11 protein-coding genes are annotated in these 12,516 nt (G+C 71.5%); 10 read left to right on the forward strand and 1 reads right to left on the reverse strand.

Annotated elements, in window-relative coordinates:
- The first annotated feature begins 51 nt into the window (after positions 1 to 51).
- The 5 genes from ACZ67M_RS17735 (at position 52) to nadE (ending at position 6,423) form a co-directional block, all read left to right on the forward strand.
- Positions 52 to 786 (forward strand): MBL fold metallo-hydrolase, encoded by a 735-nt coding sequence (locus ACZ67M_RS17735; RefSeq protein ID WP_469851622.1) that lies wholly within the window; start codon positions 52 to 54, stop codon positions 784 to 786.
- Between the two features lie 62 nt (positions 787 to 848).
- Complete coding sequence (locus tag ACZ67M_RS17740; RefSeq protein WP_361363762.1) at positions 849 to 1,283, forward strand: PGPGW domain-containing protein; 435 nt, start codon at positions 849 to 851, stop codon at positions 1,281 to 1,283.
- 72 nt (positions 1,284 to 1,355) lie between these two features.
- Entirely contained in the window at positions 1,356 to 2,291 is a 936-nt protein-coding gene (locus ACZ67M_RS17745) for an alpha/beta hydrolase family protein (protein WP_469851624.1), read from the forward strand.
- A 177-nt stretch (positions 2,292 to 2,468) separates the two neighbouring features.
- Complete coding sequence (locus ACZ67M_RS17750; protein ID WP_469851626.1) at positions 2,469 to 5,477, forward strand: 3-keto-alpha-glucoside-1,2-lyase-like domain-containing protein; 3,009 nt, start codon at positions 2,469 to 2,471, stop codon at positions 5,475 to 5,477.
- 115 nt (positions 5,478 to 5,592) lie between these two features.
- A complete protein-coding gene (gene nadE, locus ACZ67M_RS17755) occupies positions 5,593 to 6,423 on the forward strand; it encodes an ammonia-dependent NAD(+) synthetase (RefSeq protein ID WP_122619258.1) in 831 nt (276 codons plus the stop codon).
- A gap of 10 nt (positions 6,424 to 6,433) precedes the next feature.
- Here the strand turns inward: nadE and ACZ67M_RS17760 are convergent, their stop codons facing one another.
- Positions 6,434 to 7,372 carry an oxidoreductase gene (locus ACZ67M_RS17760; RefSeq protein ID WP_392101551.1) on the reverse strand — a complete coding sequence of 313 codons (939 nt, stop codon included), beginning with the start codon at positions 7,370 to 7,372 and terminating at the stop codon, positions 6,434 to 6,436.
- A gap of 81 nt (positions 7,373 to 7,453) precedes the next feature.
- On the opposite strand from ACZ67M_RS17760, the gene ACZ67M_RS17765 reads away from it, so the two are divergent.
- The 5 genes from ACZ67M_RS17765 to ACZ67M_RS17785 all read left to right on the forward strand — a co-directional run bounded on the left by ACZ67M_RS17765 (position 7,454) and on the right by ACZ67M_RS17785 (position 12,509).
- On the forward strand, positions 7,454 to 8,071 hold the full coding sequence (locus ACZ67M_RS17765; protein WP_392101549.1) for a TetR family transcriptional regulator: 618 nt from the start codon (positions 7,454 to 7,456) through the stop codon (positions 8,069 to 8,071).
- Positions 8,072 to 8,214: 143 nt separating this feature from the next.
- Positions 8,215 to 9,060, forward strand: coding sequence for an MIP/aquaporin family protein (locus ACZ67M_RS17770; protein WP_125492064.1), 846 nt, complete (start codon positions 8,215 to 8,217; stop codon positions 9,058 to 9,060).
- A gap of 25 nt (positions 9,061 to 9,085) precedes the next feature.
- A complete protein-coding gene (glpK, locus tag ACZ67M_RS17775) occupies positions 9,086 to 10,609 on the forward strand; it encodes a glycerol kinase GlpK (RefSeq protein ID WP_469851629.1) in 1,524 nt (507 codons plus the stop codon).
- A 69-nt stretch (positions 10,610 to 10,678) separates the two neighbouring features.
- On the forward strand, positions 10,679 to 11,785 hold the full coding sequence (locus ACZ67M_RS17780) for an AI-2E family transporter (protein ID WP_361363483.1): 1,107 nt from the start codon (positions 10,679 to 10,681) through the stop codon (positions 11,783 to 11,785).
- A 70-nt stretch (positions 11,786 to 11,855) separates the two neighbouring features.
- Positions 11,856 to 12,509, forward strand: a complete 654-nt coding sequence (locus ACZ67M_RS17785) for a maleylpyruvate isomerase N-terminal domain-containing protein (protein WP_469851631.1) — start codon at positions 11,856 to 11,858, stop codon at positions 12,507 to 12,509.
- The last annotated feature ends 7 nt before the right edge of the window (positions 12,510 to 12,516 follow it).

Raw genomic sequence — 12,516 nt, forward strand, 5'->3', positions numbered from 1 at the left:
CCGTGGGCAGATCCCGGCCGCCCCGCTCACACCGCCCGTGACCATGGGGAGATGGCGACGAACCCGGCGGTACTCCGTCTTTACCTGGGACACTTCATCCGGCCGGCCGAGGAGACCGGCGGGCCGCGACCGCGGGTCGAGCCCGTGCTCGCGTATCTGGTGCGGCACGAGCGGGGGCTCCTCCTCTTCGACACCGGGATGGGTGGCGCCGATGCCGGGACCGAGGCGCACTACCGGCCCCGGCGGCGGGGGCTGTGGGCGGCGCTGTCGGCGGCGGGAGCCGCCCCCGACGACATCACCCTGGTCGTCAACTGCCACCTGCACTTCGACCACTGCGGCGGGAACCCCCTGCTGGCCGGCCGGCCGATCCTGGTGCAGGACGTGGAGCTGGCCACCGCCCGCGCGGGCGGCCACACCTTCGACGAACTCGTCGACTTCCCCGGCGCCGTGTACGAGGAGCTGACCGGCGAGGCCGAGGTCTGGCCGGGTGTCCGGATCGTCCCGACCCCCGGGCACACCGCGTGGCACCAGTCGCTGGTCGTCGGGCAGGACGACGGCACCGTGATCCTCGCGGGGCAGGCACACGACTTCGCGTCGGAGTTCGGCTCGGACCAGCTGGCCCGCGAGGCCGCGCTGCACGGCACGGCACCGCCGCTCCCGGCGTACCGGCCCTGGCTGGACCGGCTCGCCGACTTCGACCCCCGGCGCGTCCTCTTCGCCCACGACTGCTCGGTCTGGGAACCCTCGCGCCCGTCCGGAATCGCCCGCACCGCGAACCCTGCCTAGGGTTGAGGACGCCGGCCGAACCGGAGTTCTTGCCCATCGCGATCGCGGGAGAGTGGAGCGACATGGCGCGCGGTGTCGAATCGATCCGGCGGACCGCACTCGGTGCCGTCGGCGCCGTTCTGCTGGTGATCGGCGTCGCCCTCCTGGTGCTGCCCGGCCCGGGCCTGCTGCTCGTCTTCGCGGGGGTACTGCTGCTCTCGCGCGCGATCCCGGCGCTGGACCGGTTCGTCGCCCCCGCCCGGGCGCGGGCGATGCGCGCCGCCGAAGAGAGCGTCTCCTCCCGCTGGCGGATCGCCGGGGCGGTGCTCGTGGGTCTGTTCCTCCTCGCCGCCGGAGTGGTGTGGGGCCTCTTCCCCGAGCTGCCGTTCTCCGGGTGGGCCACCGGGGCCAGTCTGATCATCTCCGGCTGCGTCCTCTTCGCCCTGCTCGTGTGGAGTCACCGCCGCGTCCGGGCGCAGCGCCGGGAGCCGGAGCCTCCCGCGGACATCGCGCGTTGACCAAACGGGACAGTGTTCCGTATATTAAACGGGACACCGTTTCGTTTCCTGCCGTGCGAAGGACACCTCACCGTGCACACGACGCTTCCCACACCCGTGCTCTCCGTCGCCCCGGTCACGCTGCCCGCCCCCGGCCGCGCCGTGGACCTCCAGGTCCGGGTCTCCGCGCCCGTCACCGGCGGCGGGCTGCCGGTCGTCCTCCTCTCGCACGGACAGGGCCGGTCGAACCACCTCTCCTCCCTCAACGGCTACGCACCCCTCGCCCACTACTGGGCGGCACACGGCTTCGTCGTGATCCAGCCGACCCACCTCAGCTCCCGGAGCCTCGGCCTGGACCCCGGCACCCCCGGCGCACCCATGTTCTGGCGCTCCCGCGCCGAGGACATGACGCACGTCCTCGACCGGCTCGACGTCCTGGAGGAGGCGGTCCCCCAGCTCTCCGGCCGGCTGGACCGGGACCGGGTCGCCGTGGCCGGGCACTCGATGGGCGGGCACACCGCGAGCCTGCTCCTTGGCGCCCGGCTCACCGATCCGGACAACGGCACGGAGGTGGACCTCACCGAGCCCCGCATCAAGGCGGGCGTCCTGCTGGCCGCGCCCGGCCGGGGCGGCGACGCCCTCAGCGATTGGGCGGCGGCGAACCTGCCGTTCCTGCTGACGACGGACTTCTCCACGATGACGACACCCGCGCTCGTGGTCGCCGGCGACAAGGACGACTCGCCCCACCTGACGACCGGCGGGCCCGAATGGCACGCCGATCCCTACTCCCTCGCACCGGGCCCCAAGTCCCTGCTCACCCTCTTCGACGCGGAGCACGGTCTCGGCGGGATCGCCGGGTACGACGTCGCCGAGACCACCGATGAGAACCCCGGGCGGGTGGCCGCGGTGCAGCGGCTCACCCGGGCCTACCTGCGCGGCGCGCTGTACGCGGAGGACACGGCCTGGCGGGCGGCGGGCGACGAGCTGACGGCGGGACCGCACGCGGCCGGGCGCCTCGAGTCCAAGTAGCCCCCCAACCACGCGGCGGGGCGGCCCACTTCGAGCGCCGGGAACTTTGAACACATCGATGACAAAGTATGGACATGCCAAGCGGAAGTCTCCTACCTTTGCGGCGGAACCACCGTCCTGCCGCTCATGACCGGAGCGCTTTCCGGCACAGTCCGGTCCCCACCCAATGGAGGACCAATGCCCCCACGGCTGTTCTCGCGCGCCCGAAGACACCTCATCCTCCTGCTGGCGTCAGCAGTGTCCGTCGGCGGCGTCCTGGCGGCCCCGGCCTCCTCCGCGGCCCCGGCGGACATCCCGCCGCAGGAACCCGGGGTCACCATGCGGGTGTTCGACGTCCAGACGCCCCTGAACGAGCTGTGCACCCTCAAACCGGGCCAGACCCCCAACCACGACAAGCTGATGCCGACAGTCGACTGGTCCAGTACAGCCGACTTCGGCGGCATCGCCGACAACTTCGTGACGGAGGCGTCCGGTTACCTGGTCGCCCCCCGCGACGGCACCTATGCGTTCCGGCTCGTCAGCGACGACGGCTCCCGGCTCACGCTGGACGGCGCCACCGTGATCGACCACGACGGCCTGCACGGCGCCGAGCCGAAGGACGGCACGGTCGAACTCACCGCCGGCGCGCACCCGCTGCGCGTCGAGCACTTCGACCGCGGCGGCGGCCAGCAGCTGCAACTGTCCTGGATGCCGCCGGGCGAGAGCGCCTTCGGCGTCGTACCGCGGGAGGCGCTGAGCACCGACGCCGGGGTCGTCCGGGTGACGGCGCCGGGCCGCAAGGAGTGCGAGGCGGGCACCGACACCCCCGGCGACGGCCTGCCGCTCACCTCGGTGCGCCCCGACCTCACCCTCACCGACCTGCGCCCCGACGGATTCGAGCCCCAGGTCACCGGCATGGACTGGCTGCCCGACGGACGTCTCGCGATCAGCACCTGGGGCGGCACCGACAACGTTGCCGGAGAGGTGTACCTCCTCGACAACGTCACCGGCGCGACCAGCCGCGACAAGGTCACCGTCAAGAAGGTGGCCGAGGGGCTGCGCGAGCCGATGGGCATCAAGTACGTCGACGGCGCGCTCTACGTGTCGCAGAAGCACGAACTCACCCGGCTGGTCGACGAGGACGGCGACGAGGTGACCGACGAGTACCGCACGGTCGCCACCTGGCCGTACGGCGGCAACTTCCACGAGTTCGCCTTCGGGCTGCTCTACCGCGACGGGTACTTCTACGTGAACCTCTCCGTCGCCATCGACCTCGGCGGCGCGACCACCACACCGCAGCCCGCGCCGGGCCGCGGGACGACGTACAGGATCAGCAAGAAGACCGGGAAGATCAGCCCGGTCGCGGGCGGGCTGCGCACGCCCAACGGCATCGGCTGGGGCCCCGGCGGCGACCTCTTCGCCACCGACAACCAGGGCGGATGGCTGCCGTCCTCGAAGCTCGTCCACGTCAAGCAGGACCGCTTCTTCAACCACTACACCGAGCCCGCGGGCCCCTTCGAGAAGTCCCCGGTCACCGAACCGGTGCTGTGGCTGCCGCAGAACGAGATCGGCAACTCGCCCTCCACGCCGCTGTACGTGAGCAAGGGCACCTTCGCCGGTCAGATGCTGATCGGCGACGTCACCTACGGCGGCCTCCAGCGCGCCTACCTGGAGAAGGTGCGGGGCCAGTACCAGGGCGCCGTCTTCCGCTACACCCAGGGCCTGGAGGCCGGGGTCAACCGGATCTCCGTCGGCCCCGACGGCGCGGTCTACGCCGGCGGTCTCGGCGCGGACGGCAACTGGGGGCAGGAGGGCAAGCTGAAGTTCGGTCTGCAGAAGCTGACGCCGAACGGCGGCAACACCTTCGACATCCAGAAGATGCGGGCCGTACCGGGCGGCTTCGACCTCACGTACACCCAGCCGGTCTCCGAGGAGACCGCCGCGGAACTCGCCGACCGCTACCAGGTCGAGCAGTGGGGCTACACGCCGACCGCCGACTACGGCGGCCCGAAGATCGCCGAGGAGGAGCTGGCGGTGCGTTCGGCGACCCTCTCCGGCGACGGGCGGACCGTGCGGCTGCGGCTGGACGGGCTCAAGCCGGACCGCGTGGTGCACGTCCGCTCCCCGCGGCCCTTCAGCTCGGCGTCCGGTGAGGCGCTGTGGAGCACCGAGGCCTGGTACACGCTCAACGAGATGCCCGGCAAGCAGCCCCCGCCGGCCACCCTGTACGAGGCCGAGGAGGCGCGCCTGACGGGCAAGGCCGGCATCAACACCGACCACGCGGGCTACTCCGGCAGCGGGTTCGTCGACCGCTACGCCACCGAGGGCGAGGTCGCCACCACGTTCGACGTGACCGTCCCGAAGTCGGGCACCTACGACGTGGGCCTGCGCTACTCCAACGGCCCCAACCCCTTCGAGGGCACCAAGTCGCTGTCCCTGTACGCCAACGGGAAGAAGGTGCGGCAGACGCGCCTCGACTCCACCGGGGACTGGGACACCTGGTCCACGCGCACCGAACGGCTGAAGCTGCGCGCGGGCCACAACACCGTGTCCTACCGGTACGACGCCGGGGACACCGGCCACGTCAACCTCGACCTGGTGACCGTGCACCCGAGGGGCGCCCGCGTCGCCCTGTTCGACGGCACCGCGGCCTCGCAGCAGCAGTGGCAGCACACGGACGGACGGCGAGTGGCCTGGCCGCTCGCCGAGGAGAAGTCGATGGAGGTGTGCTGCGGTGACATCCGCACCAAGGACGCCTACCAGGACTTCAAGCTGCACCTGGAGTTCCGCGTCCCGCTGCTGCCGCCCGACGTGACCGGACAGGACCGCGGCAACAGCGGCATCTTCCTCCAGGACCGCTACGAGCTGCAGATCCTCGACTCCTACGGTGACACCACCCTGGACACCAACGAGGCAGGTGCGATCTATCTCAAGAAGGCACCCGACACCAACGCGGCCGCGGCCCCGGAGACCTGGCAGACGTACGACGTCGTCTTCCGTGCCGCCCGCTTCGACGACACCGGCCGCAAGACCGCCGACGCGCGGGTGACGGTGGTCTGGAACGGCGAGAAGGTCCACGACGACATCGTCCTCGACGGGCCCACCGCCTCCGGCCGGGCCGAGACACCGGCGGCCGGGGCGATCCGGTTGCAGGACCACGGGAACAAGGTCCGTTTCCGGAACATCCGGGTGGAACCGCTCACCTGACCGGCGAGCGCGCGGGGCGGCCCCTGACGGCCGCCCCGCGTCTCCCGCTCCGGGTCGGCGGCCATCGCTCGGTAGGGTGAGTGGCCGAGGCCCTGCACATCGAACAAGGAGCGGCATGAGCGAGCCGGCGTCCATCGCCCTGCAACTGGAGATCGCCCGGGAACTCGAGGTCGCGGAGACCTTCGACGCCGACCGGGAGATCGAACGCCGGGTGGCCTTCCTGGCCGACCGGCTGACCTCCACCGGGCTGCGGTCCCTCGTGCTCGGCATCAGCGGAGGTGTCGACTCCACCACCGCGGGCCGGCTGTGCCAGCTCGCCGTGGAGCGGGCCCGGGCCGCGGGTCACGAGGCGCGCTTCTACGCGATGCGGCTGCCGCACGGCGTCCAGGCCGACGAGCACCACGCCCAGCTCGCGCTCTCCTTCATCCAGGCCGACCAGGTGCTGACCGTCGACGTCCGGCCCGCGAGCGACGCGGCGCTCGACGCCCTGCTCGCCGCCGACGTGGCGTTCCGCGACGACCACCACCAGGACTTCGTGCACGGGAACATCAAGGCCCGGCAGCGCATGATCGCCCAGTACGCGGTGGCCGGGGCGCACCAGGGCCTGGTCGTGGGCACCGACCACGCGGCCGAGGCGGTCTCCGGTTTCTTCACGAAGTTCGGCGACGGCGCCGCCGACCTGGTGCCGCTGACCGGTCTCACCAAGCGCCGTGTGCGTGCCCTGGCGGACCGGCTGGGGGCGCCCGCCGAGCTGGTGGGCAAGGTGCCGACGGCCGACCTGGAGTCCCTCGACCCCGGCAAGGCCGACGAGGACGCCCTCGGCGTGACCTACGAGGAGATCGACGACTTCCTGGAGGGCAAGCCGGTCAAGGACGAGACGTTCCAGAGGATCGTCACCCGCTATCGCCAGACCGACCACAAGCGCAGGCTGCCGATCGCCCCCTGAGTGGCCGGTCTCAGACGGCCGTGGACGAGAGCGGGTACCGGACGCCGGTCAGCCGCTCCGACAGCTCCCACAGCCGGCGGCCGGTGGCTTCGTCGTCCGCCGCCGGCGACAGCCGTACCCGCGTCGGTCCGCCCCTCAGCTCGCCCGGGCCGTCCGGGCCCAGGAAATCGCCGCTCAGCGCGCCCGGGTCGGTCGCCGCGTACAGCTGCGGGAGGGCGCCCCGCTCGGCGGACTGGGCCAGCGGAAGGAGAACGCGGCCGAACAGGAGCCGCACGGTGGCGACCGGCGCGCTCGTCTGAAGGCCGGTGGCGCTGTAGCCGGGGTGCGCGAGGACGCTGCGCACCGGGCTGCCGGCGCTGGCCAGTCGCCGGTGCAGCTCCCGTCCGAAGACGGCGTTCGCGAACTTCGACTGGTTGTAGAACCCCATGGGTGAGTAGTGGCGTTCACCGGTGAGGTCGTCGAGGAAGAGGCGCCCCTGCCGGTGGTTGGCGGACGTCACCGTCACCACACGGGGGTCCCTCGCTCCGGCGAGCAGGTCCATCAGCAGGCCGGTGAGCGCGAAGTGACCCAGGTGGTTGCAGGCGAACTGCGACTCGTGCCCCTGCGCGCTCAGTCGCCGGGGCGGCGCCATGATGCCGGCGTTGTTGAGGAGCACGTCGACCCTTTGATGGTCGGCACGCACCCCCTGGGCGAAGGCCCGCACCGAGTCGAGGTCGGCCAGGTCGAGCCGGCGCACCTCGAGGCGGGCGCCCGGCGTCCCGGCGGAGATCCGCGCGACCGCCCGCCGTCCCTTCTCCTCGTCGCGTACGGCGAGGATCACGTGTCCGCCGCGCTCGGCGAGTGCCCGGGTGGTCGCCAGGCCCAGGCCGCTGCCGGCCCCGGTGACGACGAACACCCGGGTGGTCTGGTCCGCGATCCGCTCGGCGGTCCAACGTCGCTGCTGTGTCATGTGGCTCACCATGCCGCCCATGGCACCAAGTGTCAACAGAGCGACTTGGTGTCATGCGAGGCATGGAGGTACGATGAACCGGTGAACTCTCGCCCGGAAGCCAGCCTGGCCCAGCGCAAGCGTCAACTCGTCTCGGACGAACTGACCGAGGCGGCGCTGCAACTGCTGGCCTCGAAGGGGTTCGACGCGGTCACCATCGACGAGATCGCGAGCACGGCGGGAGTGTCCAAGAGGACGTTCTTCCGGTACTTCGCGTCCAAGGAGGACGTGGTCGTCCAGTTCCTGACCGACATGGGCGCCGGGATCCACCAGGAACTGGCCGACCGCCCCACCACGGAACGCCCCTCCGTAGCGCTGCGGAACGCCCTTTCGGCCCCCGTCGCCGCCTGCGCCGATCACTCGGACAGAGCATTGCGGGTGGTCCAGCTGATTCTGCGCACCCCGGCCCTGCACGCCCGCTTCCTGGAGCGGCAGGGACAGTGGCGCGAGGACCTGACGGCGGAGCTGGCCCGCCGCCCGGGCACCGACCCGGACGTCGACCTCTATCCCCAACTGGCCGCGGGGATGGCGCTGACCGCGTTCAACACCGTGCTGCACCGCTGGAGCGACAGCGACGGCACCGAGGACCCGGTGGAACTGACCGAGCGGGCCTTCGCCGTCATCGCCCCGGCACTCGACGCCGTCCGCCCGCAGGCGTGAGGGGAAACGCAGGGCACCCGCATACGGGGTGACCGCTCGTCACGTCTGTCCCTTATGTGCGGTTTGCCGGAAGCGACCTTAGTCTGTCCGAGGAGAGGCTCGAACAGTCGACAGCCGGTCATGCCGGCGGAAGGTGAGCTTCCATGGCTGAGCGGCTCAAAAGACACGGTCTTATCGGTGAAGTGTCGGCGGAATTCGCCGGCACGATGATCCTCATCCTCTTCGGATGCGGCGTGGTCGCCCAGGTCGCGGCGGGCGGTGCCCTCACCGACCCCGCCGGCGGCCTCGGGGACCACGACAGCATCGCCTGGGCGTGGGGCTTCGGCGTCACGCTCGGCGTCTACGTGGCGGCCCGGCTGAGCGGCGCCCACCTCAACCCGGCGGTGACCCTCGCCCTCGCCACCTTCAAGGGCTTCCCCTGGCGCAAGGTGCTCCCGTACGCGCTGGCCCAGACGGCGGGCGCCTTCGTGGCGGCCCTCATCGTCCGCTGGAACTACAGCGAGGCCCTGGCGAAGGCCGACCCCGGGCACACCATCAAGACGCAGACGGTGTTCTCCACCCTGCCCGCCAACGGCAACCCGGCGCTCCCGGTGCACGAGTGGGGCGCGTTCCGCGACCAGGTCATCGGCACCGCCATCCTGCTGCTGCTGATCCTGGCCGTCACCGACATGCTGAACACCCCGCCGGGCGCGAACCTGGGCGCCTTCATCATCGGCCTGATCGTGGTCGCGATCGGCATGGCCTACGGCACCAACGCCGGCTACGCCATCAACCCGGCCCGTGACTTCGGCCCCCGGCTGGCCAGCTTCCTCACCGGGTACGGGGGCGCGTGGCGAGATCAGTACGGAAATCTCTACTTCTGGGTGCCGATCCTCGGTCCGCTGATCGGCGGCGTGCTCGGCGCCGGTCTGTACAAGGTGTTCGTCGGCCGGTTCCTGCCGACCGCCGAGCCCGAACCGCCGGGTCGTGTCCCGGCATCAGAAGGCTGACACCGGCCGGAGAGGCGGCACAACCATGGCGGACTTCATCGGCGCGGTGGACCAGGGGACCACCAGCACCCGATTCATGATCTTCGACCACGGCGGCAACGAGGTCGCGAAGCACCAGCTGGAGCACGAGCAGATCCTGCCGCGCTCCGGGTGGGTGGAGCACGACCCGGTCGAGATCTGGGAGCGCACCAACTCGGTGATGCAGAACGCGCTGCGCAACGGCGGCCTGTCGGGCAGCGACCTGGCGGCCATCGGCATCACCAACCAGCGCGAGACGACGGTGGTCTGGGACCCGCGCACCGGCCGTCCCTACTACAACGCCATCGTGTGGCAGGACACGCGCACCGACGCCATCGCGGCGAACCTGGAGCGCTCGGGACGGGGCGACGTCATCCGCCGCAAGGCCGGGCTGCCCCCGGCGACGTACTTCTCCGGCGGGAAGATCCAGTGGATCCTGGAGAACGTCGACGGCGTCCGCGAGGCGGCCGAGCAGGGGAACGCCGTGTTCGGCAACACGGACTGCTGGGTGCTGTGGAACCTGACCGGCGGTCCCGACGGCGGCATCCACGCCACCGACGTGACCAACGCGAGCCGCACCATGCTGATGAACCTGGAGACGCTCGACTGGGACGAAGAGCTGCTGGGCTTCTTCGGCATCCCGCGGAGCATGCTGCCCACCATCAACCCCTCCTCGCACCGGGAGGCGTACGGCACCACCCGGACCTCCCGGCCGCTGCGCGCCGCCGTTCCCATCACCGGCGTCCTCGGCGACCAGCACGCGGCGACCGTCGGGCAGGTCTGCTTCTCGCCCGGCGAGGCCAAGAACACCTACGGCACCGGCAACTTCCTGGTCCTCAACACCGGCACGGAGCTGGTCCGTTCGGAGCACGGCCTGCTCACCACGGTGGCCTACCAGTTCGGCGACAGCCCTGCGGTCTACGCGCTGGAGGGCTCCATCGCCGTGACGGGTTCGGCGGTGCAGTGGCTGCGCGACCAGATGAAGATCATCAAGACCGCGGCCGAGAGCGAGGAGTTGGCCCGTTCCGTCGAGGACAACGGCGGCATGTACTTCGTCCCCGCCTTCTCCGGCCTGTTCGCCCCGTACTGGCGCTCCGACGCCCGGGGCGCGATCGTCGGGCTCGCCCGGTACAACGACAACGCGCACCTGGCACGGGCGACGCTGGAGGCCATCTGCTACCAGAGCCGCGACGTCGTCGTGGCCATGGAGCAGGACTCCGGCGTCCACCTGGACGTGCTCAGGGTCGACGGCGGTGTGACCGCGAACGACCTCTGCATGCAGATCCAGGCCGACGTCCTCGGAGTCCCGGTCAGCCGACCCGTCGTCGCGGAGACCACCGCGCTCGGCGCGGCCTACGCGGCGGGACTCGCGACGGGCTTCTGGCGGGACACCGACGAACTGCGCACGCACTGGGCCGAGTCGAGGCGCTGGGAACCCCAGTGGTCCGAGGAGCGGCGCGCGGAAGGGTACGCCGGCTGGAAGATGGCCGTGGAGCGCACCCTCGACTGGGTCAAGGTGCCCGAGAGCTGAGCCCGGCGCGGGTTCGCGCGCAGACCCTCACGTCCGGGGACGTGGGAGCTTGCCCATAGGGTGACCCCCATGTCTGCCAGATTGAGTTCCGCGAGGACCCGCGCCGCGCTGCGCACCGGCGCCCGCGTCTCTGCCGAGTCGCTGATCGTACTCGTCATGCTCGCGGTGGCCCTGTGGCTCCTCGGCCGCATGTGGTCGGTCGTGTGGCCCCTGATAGTCGGTCTGCTCCTGACCACGCTGACCTGGCCCGCGGCCCGTTTCCTGCGCCGGCACGGCTGGCGCCCCGCGCTCGCCGCGGCGACGGTCACGGTCGGGTTCCTGCTGGCCCTCCTCGGCATCGTGGCGCTGATCGCGGTGCCGATGTCGTCCCAGACCGGGGAGTTGACCGACGGTGTGGTCGAGGGCATCGAGCGGCTGCGCGAGTGGGCCGCCGGTCCCCCGCTGAACATCGGCGACGATCAGATCACGGGTGCGCTCGACTCGGCCATGGCCCGTCTCCAGGACAGCGTCGGCAGTGTGGTGACCGCCGTGACCACGGGGGTGAGCGCCGTGGTCAACGGTCTGATCACCGCGGTGCTGGGCCTCTTCCTGATGTTCTTCTTCCTCAAGGACGGCCCGCGGTTCCTGCCGTGGCTCACCCGTCAGCTGCCCGGCCGGCTGGCCACCGACGTCCCGGCCGTGGCCCTGCGCGCCTGGGAGACCCTGGGCTCCTTCGTCCGCTCGCAGGCACTGGTGGGCCTGCTCGACGCGGTCTTCATCGGACTCGGGCTGTGGATCCTGGACGTGCCCCTGGTCCTGCCGCTGGCGGTGCTGACGTTCGTGTCCGCGTTCGTGCCCATCGTGGGCGCCCTGTTCGCGGGCTTCGTCGCGGTGCTGATCGCGCTGGTGTCCAACGGTCTGACGGACGCGCTGCTCGTGCTGGCGATCATCGTCGTCGTACAGCAGTTGGAGGGCAACGTGTTCCAGCCCATCATCCAGAGCCGCGGCCTCGGTCTGCACGCGGCGGTGATCCTGCTGGCGGTGACGCTGGGCGGCAGCCTGGCCGGGATCGTGGGCAGTCTGCTCGCGGTGCCGATCGCGGCGCTGATCGCGGTGGTCTGGAACTACGTGCGCGAGCAACTCGTCGAACCACCGGAGGAACCCGCTCAGGCACCGGCGGCGCCTGCGGGGGCCTGACCGGCCGGGCGGGCAGCGGCGGGCGGGAAACCGGTCGCCGCCGCGGCACGGGTGCTGTTGGCTTGCGGTCATGGATCTCTTCACCAGCTCATGGGCGGCCCTGCGCACGGCCGTCGCCGGGCTCGCCGACGAGGACTTCGCACGGCCGTCCGGCTGCACCGGCTGGCTCGTGCGGGACCTGGTGTGCCACCTGGTCATCGACGCCCAGGACGTCCTGATCACCCTGGCCACCCCATCGTCGGCGGAGCCGACCCGGTCGGCGGCGACCTACTGGAACGTCGTCGAGCCCCCCACGGGCGACGACCCGTTGGACGCGCTGACCGTCCGGCTGGCCGCCGCCTACCAGGAGCCGTGGCTGCTCAAGTTCCATCTGGACGACGTGGGTTCGGCCGCCGACCGCGCCGCAGGACTCGCGGACCCCGCCGGGCGCGTGGAGACCCAGGACCAGGTGCTCACGGCGGGCGACTACCTCTCGGCGTACGTCCTGGAGTGGACGCTGCACCACCTCGACCTCGTCGCCCACCTCCCGGACGCCGCCGCGCCTCCCGCCGAGGCGCTGGCCGGGGCCCGGGCGCTGCTGGAGCGGGTCGTCGGGGAGGAGTTCCCCCGGTCGTTCGGCGACGCGGACGCGCTGCTGGTGGGCACGGGCCGGCGTGCCCCGACCGCGGCGGAGACGACGGCGCTGGGCGGGCTCGCCGCGCGGCTCCCCCTCCCGCTGGGCTGACGCGGCA

It is taken from the genome of Streptomyces sp. NPDC107500, assembly GCF_055582785.1.